This window comes from Stenotrophomonas sp. IS26, from assembly GCF_054188265.1.
Map to the genome: position 1 here is coordinate 14,929 of NZ_JBSZJV010000006.1, position 20,853 is coordinate 35,781.

General features: G+C 67.4%; 14 protein-coding genes. 4 read left to right on the plus strand and 10 right to left on the minus strand.

What is annotated here, in order from left to right:
- Positions 1-17 precede the first annotated feature (17 nt).
- The 4 genes from ACW6W5_RS07380 to hflK form a co-directional block, all read right to left on the minus strand.
- Positions 18-1,310: an adenylosuccinate synthase gene (locus ACW6W5_RS07380; protein ID WP_038686937.1), complete on the minus strand. Its 1,293-nt coding sequence runs from the start codon at positions 1,308-1,310 to the stop codon at positions 18-20.
- 339 nt (positions 1,311-1,649) lie between these two features.
- Positions 1,650-1,835: a DUF2065 domain-containing protein gene (locus tag ACW6W5_RS07385; protein WP_121038863.1), complete on the minus strand. Its 186-nt coding sequence runs from the start codon at positions 1,833-1,835 to the stop codon at positions 1,650-1,652.
- Positions 1,836-1,904: 69 nt separating this feature from the next.
- Positions 1,905-2,768 (minus strand): protease modulator HflC, encoded by an 864-nt coding sequence (hflC, locus tag ACW6W5_RS07390; RefSeq protein ID WP_019186091.1) that lies wholly within the window; start codon positions 2,766-2,768, stop codon positions 1,905-1,907.
- Positions 2,765-3,886 (minus strand): FtsH protease activity modulator HflK, encoded by a 1,122-nt coding sequence (hflK, locus tag ACW6W5_RS07395; RefSeq protein ID WP_121038866.1) that lies wholly within the window; start codon positions 3,884-3,886, stop codon positions 2,765-2,767. Before hflK ends, hflC begins: the two co-directional genes overlap by 4 nt.
- Before the next feature lie 221 nt (positions 3,887-4,107).
- On the opposite strand from hflK, the gene ACW6W5_RS07400 reads away from it, so the two are divergent.
- Positions 4,108-5,103, plus strand: coding sequence for a YhdH/YhfP family quinone oxidoreductase (locus ACW6W5_RS07400; protein WP_152151995.1), 996 nt, complete (start codon positions 4,108-4,110; stop codon positions 5,101-5,103).
- Positions 5,104-5,192: 89 nt separating this feature from the next.
- On the plus strand, positions 5,193-5,576 hold the full coding sequence (pilH, locus tag ACW6W5_RS07405; RefSeq protein ID WP_121038872.1) for a twitching motility response regulator PilH: 384 nt from the start codon (positions 5,193-5,195) through the stop codon (positions 5,574-5,576).
- A 123-nt stretch (positions 5,577-5,699) separates the two neighbouring features.
- On the opposite strand, the gene ACW6W5_RS07410 is transcribed toward pilH, so the two are convergent.
- On the minus strand, positions 5,700-6,596 hold the full coding sequence (locus ACW6W5_RS07410; RefSeq protein WP_121038875.1) for a DnaJ C-terminal domain-containing protein: 897 nt from the start codon (positions 6,594-6,596) through the stop codon (positions 5,700-5,702).
- Positions 6,597-6,846: 250 nt separating this feature from the next.
- Between ACW6W5_RS07410 and ACW6W5_RS07415 the strand changes: the two genes are divergently transcribed.
- Positions 6,847-7,329 (plus strand): peroxiredoxin, encoded by a 483-nt coding sequence (locus ACW6W5_RS07415; protein WP_121038878.1) that lies wholly within the window; start codon positions 6,847-6,849, stop codon positions 7,327-7,329.
- Positions 7,330-7,358: 29 nt separating this feature from the next.
- Entirely contained in the window at positions 7,359-7,943 is a 585-nt protein-coding gene (locus ACW6W5_RS07420) for a ferritin-like domain-containing protein (protein WP_152151993.1), read from the plus strand.
- A 57-nt stretch (positions 7,944-8,000) separates the two neighbouring features.
- Here ACW6W5_RS07420 and pbpC read toward each other — a convergent pair whose 3' ends face one another.
- The 5 genes from pbpC to acnD all read right to left on the minus strand — a co-directional run bounded on the left by pbpC (position 8,001) and on the right by acnD (position 20,810).
- Positions 8,001-10,376: a penicillin-binding protein 1C gene (gene pbpC, locus ACW6W5_RS07425; protein ID WP_152151991.1), complete on the minus strand. Its 2,376-nt coding sequence runs from the start codon at positions 10,374-10,376 to the stop codon at positions 8,001-8,003.
- Between the two features lie 52 nt (positions 10,377-10,428).
- Positions 10,429-15,345: an alpha-2-macroglobulin family protein gene (locus tag ACW6W5_RS07430; protein ID WP_152151989.1), complete on the minus strand. Its 4,917-nt coding sequence runs from the start codon at positions 15,343-15,345 to the stop codon at positions 10,429-10,431.
- A 130-nt stretch (positions 15,346-15,475) separates the two neighbouring features.
- Positions 15,476-16,933, minus strand: coding sequence for a bifunctional 2-methylcitrate dehydratase/aconitate hydratase (locus ACW6W5_RS07435; protein ID WP_152151986.1), 1,458 nt, complete (start codon positions 16,931-16,933; stop codon positions 15,476-15,478).
- Between the two features lie 20 nt (positions 16,934-16,953).
- A complete protein-coding gene (gene prpF / locus ACW6W5_RS07440) occupies positions 16,954-18,138 on the minus strand; it encodes a 2-methylaconitate cis-trans isomerase PrpF (protein ID WP_152151984.1) in 1,185 nt (394 codons plus the stop codon).
- Positions 18,139-18,194: 56 nt separating this feature from the next.
- Entirely contained in the window at positions 18,195-20,810 is a 2,616-nt protein-coding gene (acnD, locus tag ACW6W5_RS07445; RefSeq protein WP_152151982.1) for a Fe/S-dependent 2-methylisocitrate dehydratase AcnD, read from the minus strand.
- Positions 20,811-20,853 lie beyond the last annotated feature (43 nt).

The window sequence follows — 20,853 nt, forward strand, 5'->3', positions numbered from 1 at the left end:
CGGCACTACGCGCCTGATCAGGCGAACGGATCCTGCAGGACCATGGTGTGGTCGCGGTCGGGGCCGGTCGAGACGATGCTCACCGGGCAACCGGCCAGCTCTTCCAGCGCGCGCAGGTAAGCGCGGGCGGCCGGCGGCAGGTCATCCCAGTTGGTGATGCCGTGGGTGTTCTCGGTCCAGCCCGGGAACTCCAGGTACACCGGCGTGCATTCTTCCCAGCCCTGCGCGTCCAGCGGGGCGTACTCGGTACGCTTGCCGCGGTATTCGTACGCGATGCAGACCTTGAGCTTTTCCATGCCGTCGAGCACGTCGAGCTTGGTGATGCACAGGCCGCTGATGCCGTTGATGGCCACCGCGCGCTTGAGCGCGACGATGTCCATCCAGCCGCAACGACGCGGGCGGCCGGTCGAGGCGCCGTACTCCGCACCGCGGTCACGGATGCCCTGGCCGACTTCATCGTCCAGCTCGGTCGGGAACGGGCCACCGCCGACGCGGGTCGCGTAGGCCTTGGCGATACCCAGCACGTAGTCGATCGCATCGGCGCCGACGCCGGCCCCGGCCAATGCGCCACCGACGGTGGTGTTGGAGCTGGTGACGTACGGGTAGGTGCCGTGGTCGATGTCCAGCAGGGCGCCCTGGGCGCCTTCGAACAGCACGCGCTTACCCTGCTTGCGCAGGTCATGCAGGATGCCGGCAACGTCGGACTTCATCGGCTCGACGTATTCGCCGAAGGCCAGTGCTTCGTCGTAGGTCTTCTGGAAATCGACCGCGTCGGTCTTGAGGTAATTGGTCAGCACGAAGTTGTGGTAATCCAGCGCGGTGCGCAGGAGTTCTTCCAGCTGGGCCGGGTAATGCAGGTCGGCGATGCGGATGCCGCGACGTGCCACCTTGTCTTCATACGCCGGGCCGATGCCACGGCCGGTGGTGCCGATCGCCTTGCCGCCGGCGGCGCGTTCGCGCGCCTGGTCCAGGGCGATGTGGTACGGCATGATCAGCGGCGCGGCCGGGGAGATCTTCAGGCGCGAACGCACTTCCACGCCGGAGGTTTCCAGCTCGGCGATTTCCTTCTGCAGCGCGGCCGGCGAGATCACCACGCCGTTGCCGATCAGGCACAGCGCGTCTGCACGCAGGATGCCGGATGGAATCAGATGCAGCACGGTCTTCTTGCCATTGATGACCAGCGTGTGGCCGGCATTGTGGCCGCCCTGGAAGCGCACGACAGCGCCGATTTCCTCGGTGAGCAGATCGACGATCTTGCCCTTGCCTTCATCGCCCCACTGGGCACCCAACACGACAACTGACTGACCCATGACGGGTAACTCCTGGTTTTTGTGCGGCCATCGGGGCCGCGGGTTTGGGACCATGCCGGGGTCGCCGCGCAGCGCTGGGTGGCGGGCTCCAGCGGGGAGCGCGCCGACGCTGGGGTACCCAGACACGGAAAAAGCCGGACGAGTGACTCTGAAACAGAGTGCCCGTCCGGCTTTTGTGCATTATCCGGGTTTCCGGTGGCCGCTGCCACCCCGGGGGCCGGTGGACTTCACCGGCCGGTCAGGACCGCCGCGGCAGGTGCCGGCCACTGGCCGGCTCGCGGGATGGCATGGAGCCGGCCAGCGGCCGGCACTACCAACCAGCGCATGGCGGTAACCCGCTCAGTGCTTGAGCCACCACAGGGTGGTCAGCCCGGCCAGCAGGATCACTCCGCCCCAGGTGCGCAGGGCGCTGCTGCGCAGCATCAGCAGCTGCTCGGCCATCCGCTTCCAGGCCAACGGGGCGGCGAACAGGAACAGGCCTTCGAGCACGGCGACCAGGCACAGGGCCGAGAACAGATCTTTCATGACATCTCCACAAACAAAACGGGGACCCGGTCTGCACCGGGTCCCCGTGGATGACTACCGCCTGCGGCCTCAGCGATCGCTCTTGAGGTACTGCAGGAACGGGTCGTTCTTGTCGAGCACGATCACGCCGTTGCCGTCGGTCATGGAGCCGCGGTAGGCCTCCAGGCTGCGGTAGAAGGCGTAGAACGACGGGTCGGCCGAGCCGGCCTTGCCGTAGATGCGGGCGGCATCGGCATCGCCGGCACCGCGCAGCTGCTGGGCGTCGCGCTCGGCTTCGGCCACGATCACGGTGCTCTCGCGGTCAGCCTGGGCACGGATGGTCAGCGACTGCTCTTCACCCTCGGCGCGCAGCTTGGCCGCTTCCTGCTTACGCTGGGCGCGCATGCGCTCGTACACATCGTTGATCACCTGGCTGTCGGTCGGCAGGTCGATCTGCTTGATGCGCAGGTCGATGATCTGCATGCCCAGCGCCTTGACCGACTCGTTGATGCCGGTCAGCTGGTTGGCGATCAGTTCGCTGCGATCCCCCGACACCAGCTGCTGCAACGAACGCGAGTTGATCTGGTTGCGCAGGGAGTCGGTGATGATCGGGGCCAGACGGGCATTGGCCACGCGGGCATCGCCGCCGGTCGCACGGAAGTACGCGCGCACGTCGGAGATGTAACCGATGGCGAAGAAGTCGACGCTGACGTCCTTCTGCTCGGCAGTGAAGTAACGCGCCGGGGCGGTATCGAGCACCTGGAAGCGACGATCGAACACGCGCACCGTTTCCACCAGCGGCACCTTGAAGTGCAGGCCCGGCTTGATGTCCGCACGGACCACCTTGCCCAGGTTCAGCACCATCGCAGTCTGGTCCTCACGGACCACGTAGACCGAACCCAACAGGCCGAGCAGGACCGCTACGGCCAGACCAATCCACAGTGAACTTCTCATCGGCTGCCCTCCTCACGACCGGTCGGGCGCGTCGTCGGACGCTCCGCATTGCGAACGCCATCCACCGCCGTGCTGGCAGGCAGCGACGGCAGCATGACTTCCGGGGTCACCGCCGGAGCGGCATTGGTGCTGGTGCGGTTGTCGCCCGGCATCGGCACGTAGATCAGCTGGCGGCCATCGCCACCGATGATCTTGCGGTTCTCCGAGAGCACCTTCTGCACCGTTTCCAGCCACAGGCGCTTGCGCGTGACTTCCGGGGCGTCCTTGTACTGGACCTGCAGCAGGCTGAAGCGCGAGGCATCACCCTCGGCCTTGGCGACCACGGCCTGCTTGTAGCCTTCGGCGGTGGTCCGGGCCCGCGAGGCCTGGCCGCGCGCTTCCGGAACCACCTTGGCCGCGTAGGCCTGGGCTTCGTTGATCAGACGTTCCTTGACCTGCTGGGCACCGTTGACCTCGTCGAAGGCCGGCTTGACCTCCTCGGGCGGGCGGGCATCGGGCAGGGTCAGGCCGGTCACCGACAGACCGGTGCGGTAGCTGCCGAGCGAGGCCTGCAGGCGCTCTTCGGCGGCCACGGCCAGCGGGCCACGGTTGTTCAGCACGTTGTTGAGGTCGGCACGACCGACCTGCTCACGCACGGCGCTCTGCGCGGTCTGTTCCAGCACCTGGTCGGCATCGACCGAGCCGAACAGGTACAGGCGCGGATCGTCGATGCGGTACTGGACGTTGAGCGAGACGTTGACGATGTTCTCGTCGCGGGTCAGGACCGGCACCTGGCTGCTGAACGTCTTGATCTCGGTGGCATTGACCTTGGTGACCGATTCCAGCGGCCACGGCAGCTTGAAGTTCGGGCCAGGCTGCAGGATGCGATGGAACTGACCGAAGCGCAGCACGACGCCGCGTTGCTGTTCGCCGATCAGCTGGAAGCTGGAGAACAGCAACAGCAACACCGCCGCCACTGCAACCCACCGCAGGATGCCGCCATCGAACAGGTCTTTCAGCGGACCGGGCAAACCGCCCCAACCGCCGCCATTGCCGCCACCGCGAGGACCGAACGGCCCACGTCGATTCTCGTCGGGGCCTTGTCCGCCCTTGTTGCCGCCGGGTGTATTCCAGGCCATGCACGCTCCATCAAGGTAAGGTTGCCTGCGGGCCATTCCCGCACCGTCAACCGTTAAAACGTTAAATCGCTGTCGATTCTACTAGATGGGGCAGATCGACAGGATTGGAAGGGGTCACCCATCTCGGGGAACGATTCATAACCGCATCCGCGAAGGTCCGTGAGGGTCCCCGCGCGCCGGAGCAGCGGGTAAGGTGGTGCTTTCCCCCGTCAGGCATCTTCATGGCAATTCCCGACCGGTTCAACGCTTTCCGCATCCACCAGGACGATACCGGCTACCACGCCGGGCTGGAACCGATCGGCCTGGACCAGCTCAACCCTGGCGAGGTGGTCCTCCGCGCGCACTGGTCCTCGGTCAACTATAAAGATGCGTTGGCCGGTACCGGCAAGGGCAGGATCCTGCGGCGCTTCCCACTCGTCGGCGGCATCGACGTGGCCGGCACGGTGGTCGCTTCGACCGACCCGGCCTACCGCGAAGGCGATGCGGTGCTCGCCACCGGGTGCGGGCTGAGCGAGACCCGCGATGGCGGGTACAGCCCGTATGTGCGCCTGGCCGCCAGCGCGGTGATCCCGCAGCCCGCCGGGCTGACCCCACGCGAGGCGATGATCCTGGGTACGGCCGGCTTCACCGCTGCACTGGCCCTGGTGCGGATGCTGGACAACCGGCAGACCCCCGCCCACGGGCCGCTGGCCGTAACCGGGGCCACCGGCGGGGTCGGCTCGCTGGCAGTGGATATCTTCACCCGGGCCGGTTTCGAGGTGCACGCGATCAGCGGCAAGGCCGACCAGGCCGGCTATCTGCGGAACCTGGGAGCCCGCGAGGTTCTGCCGCGTGATGTGCTGGCGACCTCCCGCCCGATGGAATCGGCCCGCTTCGGCGGTGGCCTGGACAATGCCGGCGGCGCGATGCTGACCAGCCTGCTGGCCCAGACCGTGCCCTACGGTTCGGTGGTCAGTGCCGGCCTGGCCGCCAGCCCCGCGCTGGAGATGACGGTGATGCCCTTCATCATCCGCGGCGTGTCGTTGCTGGGGATCTCCTCCTCCAGCGCACCGCGTGATCTGCGCGAAGCGGTCTGGGACAAGCTGGGCGGCGCGTGGAAGCCGGCGCATCTGGAGACGATCTGTACCGGCGAAGTGGGGCTGGATGGCCTGCCCGCGGCGTTCGACAGCCTGCTCGCGGGCGGCAACCACGGCCGCACGGTGGTACGAATCGACTGAGCGTAGCAGCCGGGCGACAGACGGCACGCCCGGCGCTTCACGACGGTGCGAGGCCCGCACTACACTGCGGGCATCACACGGGGAACACCATGGCACGCATTCTGATCGTCGACGATTCACCGTCGCAGCTGCTGGGGATACAGCGGATCGTCGAAAAACTCGGGCACCAGATCCTGACCGCCACCGATGGCGCCGCCGGGGTGGAAACGGCCAAGGCCGAGCTGCCCGATCTGGTGCTGATGGACGTGGTCATGCCCAACCTCAATGGCTTCCAGGCGACCCGCACGCTGGCACGCGACGCGGCGACCAAGCACATTCCGGTGATCCTGGTGACCACCAAGGACCAGGACACCGACCGCATGTGGGGCATGCGCCAGGGCGCCAAGGCCTATATCACCAAGCCGTTTTCAGAAGACGAACTGTCCGAGGTGCTGGAGCGCGTTTTCAGCCACCAGGAACCGCCGACGGCGTGAGCCGATGGCACGGTGAGCCGACCAACGGTCGGCTGCTACCGCGAAGGCAATCGCGGCCGGCCCGGTAGACACCGCCCGTTGGTCAGTGCGCAACGATGACCCGGACACCGCGCACCGCCTGCATCACACCTTCTCGCCGAATGCCTTGGCCAGCGCCTTGTAGGCCTTCTTCTGCGCCTCATCGGTGGGCGCCGGCGCGATGATCTCCAGCTCCACGATCTGATCGCCATCCGGATTGCCCGGCAGCCCGCGGCCACGCAGGCGCAGCTTGCGGCCAGCATCGGACTCGGCCGGCACCTTCAGTTCCACCGCACCGCCCAGGGTCGGCACGCTGATGCTGGTGCCCAGTGCGGCCTGCCACGGGGTCACCTGCAGGGTGTACAGAATGTTGCGGCCATCCACCTCGAACTGCGGGTGTTCGGCGTATTCCACTTCCAGCAGCAGGTTGCCGCCACCGGTACCCTGCCCGGTCAGCCGGATCACCTGGCCCGGACGGATGCCCTTGGGCACGCGCACATCCAGCTGCTTGCCGCCCACGTTGATGCGCAGGCTGTCGCCCTGATAGGCCGCTTCCAGCGGCACCGACAGCTTGGCGCGGGTATCGCGGGTCGGCTGCGGGCCCTGGCTGGCACCGCCGAAGCCACTGGCGCGGCCACCGCCACCGCCGCGCTGACGCGCGAACAGGCTCTCGAAGAAATCGCTGAAGCCGCCGCCACCGGCGCCGCCTCCGAACACCTCTTCGAAGTCATAGCCCTGGCCACCGCCGTAGTTCGGCGGGGTATGGAACTCCTCGCCGGGCCGGTAGCCCTGCGCCTTGAGCTGGTCATAGGCCGCGCGCTTCTGCGGATCGCGCAGCGCCTCGTAAGCCTCGTTGACCGCCTTGAATTTGTCCTCGGCCCCGGCTTCCTTGCTCACATCCGGGTGGTACTTGCGCGCCAGCCGGCGGTAAGCGGTCTTGATCTCAGCATCGCCCGCGGTGGGTTCCACCCCGAGCGTGGCGTAGTAATCCTTGAATTCCATCCAAACACCTCGACTAAGTTCGGCCACCCGCGTGGGCGGGCACCGTCCGCGCAATTCTAGCCGCTGCGGACCGGCCCACCGTGACGCCGGGCGCGAATGATCCTGCGCAATGCGGCCGACCTCCCGGAGGGCTACGCTGCCCCCGTGGCCTGCCTTTCCCGCTACAGATGGGTCTGCACGGCTGCTTTTCAACGTGTTGACATGGCCATCCCATGCCCCTCACTACCCTGCCTGTGTCCAAGGAGTCCGCATGACCATCCACGTTGGCGACCGCATTCCCGAAGTCACCCTCAAGCGCATCCGCGAGGGCATGGAGACCATCGATACCCATGCCCTGTTCGATTCGCGCAAAGCGGTGCTGTTCGGCGTGCCCGGCGCATTCACCCCGACCTGCTCGGCCCGGCACCTGCCCGGCTACATCGAGCAGTTCCCCGAATTCCGCCACCGCGGGATCGAGGTGTTCTGCATGGCGGTCAACGATCCGTTCGTGATGAAGGCCTGGGGCGAGAGCCAGCAGGTGCCCGACGGCCTGCAGCTGCTGTCTGACGGCAATGGGGAGTTCACCCGTGCGCTCGGCCTGGAAATGGATGCCAGCAGCTCGGGCATGGGCATCCGCTCGCGCCGCTTCGCGCTGTACGTCGAAGACGGTGTCGTGCGCGAGACCTTCATCGAGGAACCCGGAAAATTCGACGTGTCTTCGGCGCAGTACGTGCTGGAGCATCTCCCCCGCTAGACCCACGCAACAGAGGAACCCGGCCAGCCATGTCAAAGCCAGCCAAGAACACCCCCAACACCGCCCCGGACAACGCCCGCCCGCCGGGCATCAGCGACACCGCCACCCTGCGGGCCAAGGCCCGCAAGGGCATCGAAGACGGCGCGATCACCGACAGTTACAGCGCCGACCGCGAAGCGGTGATCAAGCTGCTCAACGATGCGCTCGCCACCGAGTACGTCTGCGTGCTGCGCTACTACCGCCATTACTTCATGGCCAAGGGCATGCTCGCCGATTCGATCAAGGCCGAGTTCCTGGAACACGCACAGCAGGAACAGGCGCACGCCGGCAAGCTGGCCGAACGCATCGTGCAGCTTGGCGGCGAGCCCGATCTCAACCCGGATACGCTCACTGCGCGCTCGCATGCCGAGTACAAGGAAGGCAGCGACCTGCGCGACATGGTCCGCGAGAACCTGATTGCCGAGCGCATCGCGATCGACAGCTACCGCGAGATGATCAACTTCGTGGGCGACAAGGACACCACGACCAAGCGCATCCTCGAAGAGATCCTGGCGCAGGAAGAAGAACACGCCGACGAATTCGCCGACCTGCTGGACGGCTGGATCGGGGAGTAATGTTGGACGGCAGTGCCGGCCCGTGGCCGGCACTGCCAGACCCTGCGCACCGCATGATCAGCGCAGGATCCGGAACCGCACCTGCGTCCACGCGCCATCGGCGGCCAATGCCGTCAATGTGTGCTCGCCCACTTCATCGAAATCACGCTGGAACAGTCGCGCCCCTTCGGTGCGGGCAATCCAGCGGTCATCCAGCAGCCAATCCACTGTTGTTTCGTTGCCCAGCGCACGCAGTTGCAGGCGCACGCCGTGCTCGGCATTCGGGGCGCGTGCGAGGGTGGCGCGGTCGTTGAGCCCCTCGATATGCAGCGTCCCGCCGCTCTCGCGGCCGTCGGCGCTGCAATCGGGTGACAGTGCTGGCAGCTGCGAGGCCTGACGCTGCGCCTGCGGCAGCCACGGCGACAACAGCGCCGGCCAGCGTGCGATCTCACGCGGCTCCGCCGCATGCGGCCGGCTGCACTCCGGCGACAGCCGCAGCCCCGTGCGAGCATCCACCTGGAACCGCTGCAGACCCGGCTGCCACAGCCGCGCCTCGCGTTCGGCGAAGGTCGGTGGCACGACCCCGTCCAGCACGAAGGCCGGCATCCGGCGTTGGCACAGCGGTGGCGCCGTCTGTTCGGCCAAGCCGCCGGTCGGCCAGCAGATATCGGCCTGCGCCACGCTCGCCGGCATCGGCGCTGCACTGGCATCGCCGGCTTGGCGCGGCAGGCTGTCGATCACTTCGAACATCAGCGGCAGGGCCGTCACCGCGCCGTACTGCCCGGGCAGCGGCGTGCCGTCCGGACGCCCCACCCAGACGCCCACCGTGTAATGCCGCGTGGTGCCGATCGCCCAGGCATCGCGATAGCCGTAACTGGTGCCGGTCTTCCAGGCCACACGCGGGCGGCCGGTGACATCGAAGGTGCCGGTGCCGTAGCCCGGGCGGGGATTGGACTCGAGCACCTCGCGGGTGATCCACGCCGCGCCGGGGGACATCAGGCGCCGTTCGATCACCGCATCCTCGGCGGTGTAACGCACCCGCCCCGCGATGCCGTTGCGGTTGAACGCGGCGAAGGTGCCGACCAGATCCTCCAGCCGCGCGCCGGTGCCGCCGAGAATCAGCGAGAGATTGGGCGCACTGCCATGCGGAAAGCGCAGGTTGATGCCTGCATGCGACAGGCGTGCGGCAAAACGCGCCGAGCCGACCCGATCCAGCAGGTCCACCGCCGGCACGTTGAGCGACAACCGCAGGGCCGTGGCGGCACTGACCGGCCCGTTGAAGGCCGCATCGAAGTTGCCCGGCCGGTACCCGCCGAAGCTCTGTGGCGCATCCACCATCAGGCTTTCCGAATGGATCAGGCCATCATCCAGCGCCATGCCATACAGGAACGGTTTGAGCGTGGAACCCGGTGAGCGCCACGCCTGCACCATGTCCACATGGCCGAGCCGCTGCTTGTCGCCGAACGCCACCGAACCGACGTAGGCGCGTGCCTCCAGCGTGCGGTTGTCCACCACCAGCAACGCCGCCGAGGTGCGCCCGGGCAGCTGCGAAAAGTAGGACGACACACGCTCTTCCAGCGTGCGCTGCAGGCCGATATCCAGCGTGCTCTCGATCCGCGCCGCCCGCGACTGGGCCGAGCGCAGGCGCTGGGCGAGCAGCGCCGCATGCAGCGGGGGCTGCAGGGCGCGGGTGACCACCGGTTCGATGCGCGCATCGTCGACCTCCTCGCGTGACCACACACCGAGTGACACCATGCGTTCGAGCACCTTGTCACGCGCCCGCTGTGCCGCCTCCGGATGACGGTCCGGACGCAACCGGCTGGGCGACTGCGGCAGCACCGCCAGCAACGCCGCCTCGGCATGCGACAACTGCGAGGCCGGCTTGCCCAGATAGGCCCAGCTCGCCGCCTCCACACCTTCGATGGTGCCGCCATAGGGCGCGCGTTCCAGATACAGCGCCAGGATCTGCGCCTTGCTCAGGTGCAGTTCCAGCTGCACCGCGCGCAGCAGCTGCTTGGCTTTGCCCCACGGCGTGCGCGTATGCGGATCGAGGATCCGCGCCACCTGCATGGTCAGCGTTGAACCGCCGGAGACGATCCGCTGCGCGAACAGCCATTGCTTGCCGGCGCGCAGCAGGCCCCACGGGTTGATGCCGGGATGCCGCCAGAACCAGCGGTCTTCGTAGTTCAGCAGGGCCTGCAGATACAGCGGCGAGACGCTGTCGGCCGAGGCCGGGTAGCGCCACACCCCGTCGGCATCGGCGAAGGCGCGCAGTGGCGTGCCATCGCGCGCAACCACCAGGGTGCTGGTGTCGCGCTGCCTGGGCAGCGGTGGCGGGAACGCGAGGTCCAGCGCCAGCAGCAACGCGAGCACCGCGGCCGTGCCCCATCGCAGGTACGGCAGCACGCCGCGCAGCACCGACGCCCACCACCGTTTGGAAAAAAGAGACGTCATGTCGATTCAGCAGCGAGGCAGGCGGGCCGTCACCGGGACGGCCCGCCTGCGATCAGGGCTGCACCACGGTCAGCGACGCGGGGAGGCTGCGCCCCACCCCGCGCAGGTCGGGACGGTACATGTCCTCCACCAGCGGCGGCGGCACGCGATACGTACCCGGCGTGACCGCACGCACCAGATAGAACACCTTGGCAGTGCTGCCACGCGAGAGTTTCAGCGCGGCCACGTAGCGGTCGTCGCGGAACTCCTCGTGCTTGATGTTGGCCGCATCGGCCCGGTCGTTGACGCTCAATCCGTCGACCACCACATCGGCCCACTGCTTGGCATCGCCAAGGTTGAAGTTCTCGATCTCCAGCCCGGCCGGCAGCAGATCGGTCAGCAGCGCATCGGGCATGTCCACGTTCGGGGTGACGCTGACCCGCACGATCAGGGCCTCGCCTTCCTTCAGCGGACGCGGCGTCCACGGCTTGCCATCAGTGGTGTACCAGCTGCGCTCCACGCCGAGCGTTCGGCTGTCCGGTTCCGGCGGGTTGCGCGGAATGCCGGCCACTTCCAGGCTGGCGAACATCGGCGGCTCCCCCTGCGGGGTGAAGCGCACACCCTTGGCCAGCGCGGCGTAGTCGAAGCTGCGGCCGAACATGCGCCGTGCCGGGATGCTCTCGCTCTCGCCACCCACCACCAGTTCGCCGGAGACCAGTTTCTTCTGGTTGGCCGACAACGCCTTGCCCATGCGGGCCAGCGCCACCTGCTCCTGGGTGCTCAGCCACATCCAGCCACTGTTGCGGCGGGCATCCAGCGCGCGGCCGAGATCGACCGCGCGTGCATCGTAGGCGGGCTTGGACAACTTGCGCTCGTGCAGCAGCGCGATCATCAGCGCGTCGTCGCGCACCGCGCTGCCGTAATCGCCGAAGTATGCCGGACGGTCAGCCGCGCTCTTGGCAAAGCCGGCGGCAATGGCCGCATCGCCGCGCTTGTGATCGCCCTGCAGGGACAGCGCGATGCCCAGGTGCACCAGCGACAGGCCGGTCAGCGACTTGCTGCGCTCGTTGTCGTACAGCGCACGCAGGGTACCCAGTGGCGCGCGGTTGACGCGCGCCAGCACGTAGCCCGAATAGGCCTGGTTGGCGAATTTCAGGTTCTCGCGGCGATCCTCGCCATAGAACTGGTTGCCACCGGAGAGCAGATCTTCGCTCAAACGGTTCAGCGCTTTCTGCAGCACGTTGTCCGGCACCGCGAAGCCGGCGTCCTTGGCGTCGAGCAGGAACTCGGCGATGTACGGCGTCAGCCACGGATTGATGTAGCCGTCGTCGCCCCACATCGAGAAGTTGCCGTTGGCCACCTGCATCGAGGCCAGGCGGCCGAAGGCACCTTCCATGCGCTCGCGGCGGGTCTTGGCATCCAGCCCGTCCGCACCGAGCATGGCCGAGGTCGCCTCATCCAGCATCAGCGCGGCGTAGCCCTTGCTGGTGGTCTGCTCGGCGCAGCCATACGGATAGTTGAGTGCACCGTTCAAGGCACTGGCGAACGGAATCGGCGGCAGCGCGCTGACCAGCATGCGTGCGGTCACCGAGTCGTTCATCAGGCCATCGGCCAGGCCGGCTTCCATCGTGACGGCGGCCAGCGGATCCAGCGTGCGGGTCTGCGCGCGCAGCACCTGCGGCCACGCCGCGCGCACCGGCAGGTCATAACGGCGATCAACCTTGAAGCCGTTGCCATCCACGCGCACGCGCACCTTGGCCACGGTATAGCCCTCGCGCGCGGTCAGCGGGAAGCTCAGCGTGCTCTTCGCATCGGCGTTGAGCTTGAGCGTGCGGCTGGACTCGCCCAGAGTCAGCGGGCCGATGCCATCCACCTGCACCTTGAACTCGCCCGGCGTGCCGGTGAAGTTCTGCACGTCCAGGGTGACTGTACTGGTATCCCCGGGCGCCATCACGCGCGGCATGCTGGCTTCGGCCAGGATCGGCGCGCGCACCACGGTTTCCACGTCACGCTTGCCGTACTGGTCGTCGGCATACACCAGCGCCGACACGCGCAGCGTGCCGTTGAAATCCGGCACCTTCAGCGCGATCCGCGCGATGCCCTTGGCATCGAGCTTCACCGGGCCGGAGAACAGGTCCACCGTCTGCACGCGCGCGGTCGGGCGCTTGGCCTGCGGCATCGCCGCCAGCGCCATGTCGCCACCGAACTTCAGCTTGCCGCTGCTGCCGTCGAAGCTCTCGATCACGCGGCTGTAGATGTCATACGCATCCACACCCAGGCGACGCTGCGCGAAGAAGTGCGCGGCGGCATCGGGCACCGGGAAGCGGGTGATGTTGAGGATGCCCACATCCACGGCCGAGACGGTCACATGCGCGACCTTGCCGGCCAGCTGCGGGGCACTCACGGTGACCGGCAGCGTCTGCTCCGGGCGCATCTGCTTGGGGGCCACCAGGCCGACGGCGATCTGCCGCGCCCTGCGGTCCATCTGCACATGCACCACGCCGACCGCACGGGCCGGGGTGATCTTGCTCGGGGCACTGCCGCCACGGAACACCAGCGCGGTGATGTAGACGTCGTGACGTTCCCATTCGGCGGTGACCGGAATGTCGTAGGTGCTGCCCGGCTTGGCGTCGATATCCTGGACGTAGAGCATCTTGTCGCTCTCGACCATCAGCACACCCTTGCCGGCATGCGGCGGGGTCACGGTGACGCGCACCGTGTCGCCGGCCTTGTAGCCAGTCTTGTCCAATGCCAGCTTGACCTTGTCCGGGCGCGCATCCAGGCCGCGGTTGTCGTCGTTCCAGCTCCAGCCAGCATTGAAGGGATAGCGGCTGGTCAGCCCGGTGGCCGGATCGAACACGTCCAGCCGGTACTCGCCCCACTCCACCGGGAAATCAACGCCGACCGCCGCACTGCCGGCATCGACGGTGCGGGTGTCCTTGTTCTCGAAGCGGCGGGTGAAGTCGTAATCCCAGCGGTTGTCGTTGAAGGTCCAGTGGTAATCGCGCAGCTCGCGCACCAGCGTGACCTTCAGGCCCTTGGCCGGCTGCGGCTTGCCCGCCGCGTCCACGCGCATCACTTCGAAGCGCGCGTTGCTGTTGGCATCCGCGCCGTCCTTGGGATCGAACAGCGGGCGCACACCGACCAGCGCCGCGGCCGGCCACATCACCCGCTTCAGCGTGCGGGTCACGGTGCGGCCACCGGTTTCATACACGCTGCCGGAGAGCACCACGGCGATCGGTGCGGTTGGCTTGACCTCGGCCGGCAGCTCCACGTCCTGGCGAAGTTTGCCGTCGGCCGGGAACTCGGTATCGATGACGTCGCGCGCCTCGCGCGGCAGCGCGGTGGTCGGGTCGCCGAAGAAGTAGCCCGGCAGCGACTCGACCGGCGACTGCTCAGCCGCTACGGCCAATCGCGCGGTGAAGCGGTTGCCGTCCGCCGGCGCACCGTACAGATACGCCGCATCGGCCTGCAGCTTGAGCGGCTCGCCCGGCTTGAGCGTCTTCTGCACGCTGTCCAGGTCCAGCTTCATGCGCTCGGGCAGGAACTCCTCGATGCGCAGGGTCATGCCCTGGATCGCTTCCTTGCTGGCCGGGTTGGTGCGGAACTCCACCTGCCAGCGCCCGGTCGGGGCCTCGGCCGGGATCAGCTGCTCGAAGCTGAAGTAGCCCTGCTCGCCGGGGGTCAGGCGGGTCTCGCGGAAGGTCTTGCCGTCCGGCTGCTTCAGGCGCAGGAAGACGGGCTGTGGCTTCACCGGCTTGCCGTCGTTGTCGCGCAGCAGGGCCGAGATGCGCACGGTCTCGCCGGGGCGGTACAGGTCGCGACCCGACCAGGTGAACACGTCGAACCAGGCGTTGTCGCGGCCGGCCACGGCGAACTCGCTCAGGTCCAGCGCGGGCTGGTTGAACGGCAGCATCGAGGTATCGCCGCCACTGCTGGCGATCAGCACATGGCTGGCATCAAGGGTGTAATTGAGCAGCGCATTGCCGTTGCCGTCGGTCGCCCCCTTGAGCACCACCTCACCCTTGCCATCCAGGATGCGCAGCTCGATCTTCTTCAGCGACGCCCCGCTCTGCAGCGAGGCGGTGTGCACGAACAGCGTGTCCTTATAGGCACGCGTATGCAGGCCGATGTCGCTGACGGTGAAGAAAGCGGTGTCGTACTCGCCTTCGAACGAGCCGCTGCGCTTCATCACCGCGAAATACAGGCCGGGCTGCTGCAGCTCCTTGATGTCCTGCGTGGGCAGGTAGGTGAGCACGCGCTCGTTCTGCTTGCCGCCGATCACGAAGCGGTTGACGTACACCGGCTCGGCCAACTGCGACATCGGCGTCTCGCCGTACTCGCTCTCCAGCTCCCAGCTGCCGCGGCGGCCGCCGCGCTGGTACTGGCTGAAGAAGGCCGGCAGTTCCTTCTCGCGCACGCGCAGGAACTCCACGTCCACTTCCGGCACGTTGACCGACACCACCGGCAGGCCACGGCTGTCCTTGGCCGGCAGCACGCTTCCCTGCGAGGCGAACCCGGCCACCGGCTTGAGCTCGCCGGTGAAGACATTCTGGCGCAGCTCCTTGCCGATCCGGCTGCCATCGGCGGCGAGCAGGTCGGGCGAGACGATCAGGGAGTATTCCTTGGCCGCCTCCACGAACGGATAGCGCAGGGTCTTGCCGTCATCGGACAGCGACCAGCTGCTGTCCTCGGTGCCGACCTTCTCGGCAAAGCGGACCAGCGCGTCGAAATCCTGGGTGCCGACCAGCGGTCGCGAGAACTCCAGCGCCAGCGACAGGCCATCGCTCTTCTGATCCGGGTAGGCCCGGACCAGGGTGAACTCGGTGACGGCCTCGGCCTTGGCCGCGATCGGTGCGCCGGATGGGGCGGGCAGCTGGCCGCTGTCGTTGCGCTTGCAGCCCCCGACGCCGATGGCCAGGCCGGCGACCAGCGCCAGGCCCGCGATTCCCTTCCAGCTCCACTGCCCGAACCGACTGCGGCTAGCCATGACGTCACTCCTTGAACAAGGCGGCCAGTATACGGGCCGTCCCCGCTCGTTCGCGGGCGACCCCGGGCGATCCGGGCGTCATGGGTGGCCGGCAGGGCCACCGCCAAGGACAGCCGACCAACGGTCGGCTCTACCCGGCGACGTAGAGGTCCACGTACTCGTGCACCGGCATCGCTTCCAGCGCGACCGGGTCCAGCGAGGCCTCGAGGATCCGGCGCTGCTGCACGGTCGGGAACACCCCGGCCAGGTGACGGCGGAACTTGTCCTCCAGCAGCGGGATGCCCTCGGCCCGGCGCCGGGCGTGGCCCAGCGGGTACTCGACCACGGCCTCCATCGTGCTGCCATCGGCGAAGGTCACATGCAGCGCGTTGGCGATGCTGCGCTTGTCCGGGTCCAGGTAGTCGGCCGTGAACTGCGGCGCTTCCACGCAGGTGATCTTCGCCCGCAGCGGATCGATGCGCGGATCGGCAGCGACGTCGTCCTCATAGTCCTCGGCAACCAGCCGGCCGAAGATCAGCCCGATCGCCACCATGTACTGCACGCAGTGGTCACGGTCGGCCGGGTTATGCAGCGGACCGGGTTTGTCGATGATGCGCAGGCAGGCCTGCTGGGTGCGCAGGGTGATCTGCGCGATGTCTTCGCTGCGTTTGCCGCTGGCGCGCATCTGCGCGTGCACCTGCATCGCCGCTTCGACAGCGGTCTGGCCATGGAACTCGGCCGGATAGCTGATCTTGAACAGCACGTTCTCCATCACGTAGCTGCCGTACGGCCGCTGGAAGCGGAACGGCTGCCCGCCGAAGGAGACATCGTAGAAGCCCCAGGTCGGCGCGGTCAGCGCGCTGGGATAGCCCATCTCACCGGCCGCGGCCATCAGCGACAGGCGCACCGCACGGCTGGTGGCATCGCCCGCCGCCCAGCTCTTGCGCGAGCCGGTGTTGGGCGCGTGCCGGTAGGTGCGCAGCGACTGTCCATCCACCCAGGCCAGCGACAAGGCATTGAGCATGCGCTCGCGATCCAGGCCAAGCATGTGCGACACCACCGCTGTGGAGGCGACCTTGACCAGCACCACGTGGTCCAACCCGACCCGGTTGAAGGCATTCTCCAGCGCCAGGCAGCCCTGGATTTCATGCGCCTTGACCATCGCCTCCAGCACATCGCGCATGGTCAGCGGTGCCCGCCGCAGCGCCTCGGCATTGCGGCTGAGCCAATCGGCGGTGGCGAGGATGCCACCGAGGTTATCGGACGGATGCCCCCACTCCGCCGCCAGCCAGGTGTCGTTGAAATCCAGCCAGCGGATCATCGCGCCGATGTTGAACGCGCCCTGCACCGGATCAAGCTCGAACCGGGTACCGGGCACCCGCGCACCGTTGATCACCTGCATGCCGGGCACCAGCGGCCCGAGCAGCTTGCTGCAGGCCGGGAACGAAAGCGCCGCCAACCCGCAGCCCAGCGTATCGATCAGGCAGTGCCGCGCGGTGGTGTACGCCAGCGGCGAGCTGACCTGGTAATCGCGGACATAATCGACGATGTCGGTCAGGACCGTGTCCCAGGCGGGGCGCTGATTGCTGTGGCTGTCATGACCGGACATCGCGATTCTCCTGTTAGGCGTTACAGCGTGGTGGCAGGCACCCGTACCGCACCGTCCATCAATACGCGGGCACTGCGGCTCATGATGGCCTTGGTGACCGTCCACTGACCGTCAACGCGTGCCGCCTGCGCGCCCACGCGCAGCGTGCCGGAGGGATGACCGAAGTTCACCGATTCACGCTCACCGCCACCGGCGGCCAGGTTCACCAGCGTGCCCGGGATGGCGGCGGCGGTGCCGATGGCGACCGCGGCGGTGCCCATCATCGCGTGGTGCAGCTTGCCCATGGACAGCGCGCGCGCGTGCAGATCGATATCCCCGGCGGCGATCTGCTTGCCGCTGGAGGACACGTAGTCCTGCGCGGGGGCGACGAAGGCGACCTTGGGCGTGTGCTGGCGGGTCGCGGCCTGTTCAATGGTCTCGATCAGCCCCATGCGCACCGCGCCGTGCGCGCGGATCGCTTCGAAACGCGCCAGAGCCACCTTGTCCTCGTTGATCGCCGGCTGCAGTTCGGTGCCCGTGTAGCCCAGGTCAGCCGCGTTGAGGAAGATGGTCGGAATGCCGGCGGTGATCATCGTGACCTGGAAGCTGCCCACGCCCGGCACGTCGAGCGTGTCGACCAGGTTGCCGGTCGGGAACATCGCCCCGCCCTCGCCATCATCGGAGGGATCCAGGAACTCCAGCTGGATCTCCGCAGCCGGGAAGGTCACGCCATCGAGTTCGAAATCGCCGTCCTCCTGCACCTGGCCCTCCACGATCGGCACGTGCGCCAGGATGGTCTTGCCGATGTTGGCCTGCCAGATCCGCACGGTGCACAGGCCGTTGTGCGGAATCCGCGCCGGATCCATCAATCCGTTACTGATCGCGAACGGGCCCACCGCGGTGCTGAGGTTGCCGCAGTTGCCGCTCCAGTCGACAAACGCGGTCTCGATCGCCACCTGGCCGTACAGATAATCCACGTCGTGGTCCGGTACCGACGGCGCGGAGATGATCACGCACTTGCTGGTGCTGGAGGTCGCGCCGCCCATGCCATCTGTGTGCTTGGCATACGGATCAGGCGAGCCGATCACGCGCATCAGCAGCGCATCGCGCGCCGGGCCGGGCACCTGTGCGGCGGCGGGCAGGTCGGTCAGTTTGAAGAACACGCCCTTGCTGGTGCCACCGCGCAGGTAGGTGGCGGGAATGCGGAGCTGGGGAAGAAACGCCATATCGAAGTCCTGATGGAACGACGGCCCGTTGCCGGGCCGTCGTGATGCGGGTGGGATCAGGCGACCTGCGCCGATTCCAGGAAGTCCTGCGCGAACCGCTGCAGCACGCCACCGGCCTCGTAGATGGAGACCTCTTCGGCGGTATCCAGCCGGCAGGTGACCGGCACCCGCAGCTGTTCACCATTGCGGCGATGGATGACCAGGGTCAGCTCGGCACGCGGCACACGCTCGCCCAGCACGTCGAAGGTTTCGGTGCCATCGATGCCCAGGGTCTTGCGGTTGACACCTTCCTTGAACTCCAGCGGCAGCACGCCCATGCCGATCAGATTGGTGCGATGGATGCGCTCGAAGCCTTCGGCGGCAATGGCTTCCACGCCGGCCAGGCGCACGCCCTTGGCGGCCCAGTCACGCGAGCTGCCCTGGCCGTAGTCGGCACCGGCGATGATGATCAGCGGCTGCTTGCGGCCCATGTAGGTTTCGATCGCTTCCCACATGCGGGTGACCTGGCCTTCCGGCTCCACGCGCGCCAGCGAGCCCTGCGTGACCTGGCCATCGACCACGGCCATTTCATTGATCAGCTTCGGGTTGGCAAACGTCGCGCGCTGCGCGGTGAGGTGGTCGCCACGATGGGTCGCGTAGGAATTGAAGTCTTCCTCGGGCAGGCCCATCTTGGCCAGGTACTCACCGGCCGCGCTGCTGGCCATGATCGCATTCGACGGCGACAGGTGATCGGTGGTGATGTTGTCGCCGAGCACGGCCAGCGGGCGCATGCCGGTCAGGCTGCGGGCACCGGCCAGCGCGCCTTCCCAGTACGGCGGGCGGCGGATGTAGGTGCTCTGCGGGCGCCAATCGTACAGCGGGCTGATCGGGGCGCCGTGCTCCACCTTGAAGGTGAACATCGGGTCGTAGACCTTGCGGAACTGTTCCGGCTTGACGCTGGCCTTGACCACCGCGTCGATCTCGGCATCGCTCGGCCACAGATCCTTCAGCGTGATCGGGTTGCCGTCGGCATCATGGCCGAGCGCGTCCTTCTCGATATCGAAGCGCACCGTACCGGCGATCGCATAGGCCACCACCAGCGGCGGCGAGGCCAGGAAGGCCTGCTTGGCGTACGGGTGGATGCGGCCGTCGAAGTTGCGGTTGCCCGAGAGCACGGCGGTGGCATACAGATCGCGATCGATCACTTCCTGCTGGATCTTCGGGTCCAGCGCGCCGCTCATCCCGTTACAGGTGGTGCAGGCAAACGCCACGATGCCAAAGCCCATCTGCTCCAGTTCGGTCAGCAGCCCGGCTTCTTCCAGATACAGCTGCACCGCCTTGGAACCGGGCGCCAGCGAGCTCTTCACCCACGGCTTGCGGGTCAGGCCGGCGCGGTTGGCGTTGCGCGCCAGCAAGGCCGCGGAGATCACGTTGCGCGGGTTGCTGGTGTTGGTGCAGCTGGTGATCGCGGCGATGATCACCGCGCCATCGGGCATCAGCCCGTCAGCCTGTTCGAGCTTGCCCGAGGCCAGCTTGCCTTCATCGGCGATGCCGCGCGCCGCCAGATCGGTCGTCGCCACACGCTTGTGCGGGTTGGACGGGCCGGCCATGTTGCGCACCACGGTGGACAGGTCGAACTGCAGCACGCGCTCGTACTGCGCGGTGACCAGATCGTCGGCCCACAGGCCGGTGGCCTTGGCGTAGGTTTCCACCAGCGCGACCTGGGCATCCTCGCGGCCGGTCAGGCGCAGGTAGTCCAGGGTCTGCTGGTCGATGTAGAACATCGCCGCGGTGGCGCCGAACTCCGGCGTCATGTTGGAAATGGTGGCGCGGTCACCGATGGTCAGCGCATTGGCGCCCTCGCCGTAGAACTCGATCCACGCGCCGACCACACGTTCCTTGCGCAGGAACTCGGTCAGCGCCAGCACCACGTCGGTGCAGGTGATGCCCGGCTGCGGGCGGCCGGTCAGCTCCACGCCGATGATGTCGGGCAGGCGCATCCAGGAGGCGCGGCCGAGCATCACGCTCTCCGCTTCCAGGCCACCCACGCCGATCGCGATCACGCCCAGCGCGTCCACATGCGGGGTATGGCTGTCGGTTCCCACGCAGGTATCCGGGAAGGCCACGCCATCGCGCACCTGCACGACCGGCGACATCTTCTCCAGGTTGATCTGGTGCATGATCCCGTTGCCCGGCGGAATCACGTCGACGTTCTTGAAGGCCTTCTTGGTCCAGTTGATGAAATGGAACCGGTCTTCATTGCGGCGGTCTTCAACGGCGCGGTTCTTCTCGAACGCGGCCTTGTCGAAGCCCGGGAATTCCACCGCCAGCGAGTGATCCACGATCAGCTGGGTCGGCACCACCGGGTTGATCTGCGCCGGGTCACCGCCGGCATCGGCGATGGCGTCGCGCAGGCCGGCCAGATCGACCAGGGCGGTCTGGCCGAGAATGTCATGGCACACCACGCGGGCCGGGAACCACGGGAAATCCAGGTCCTGGCGGCGCTCGATCAGCTGACGCAGCGAGGGCTCCAGCGTGGCCGGATCGCAGCGGCGCACCAGGTTTTCGGCCAGCACGCGCGAGGTATACGGCAGCGTGGCATAGGCACCGGGCTGGAGCGCGTCGATCGCGGCACGGGTATCGAAATAGTCCAGCGCGGTGCCGGGGAGATTCTTGCGGTACTGAGTATTCATGGCTGGCGATAGCTGCTTGTTGGCGGGCCGGGGCGTGGTGACA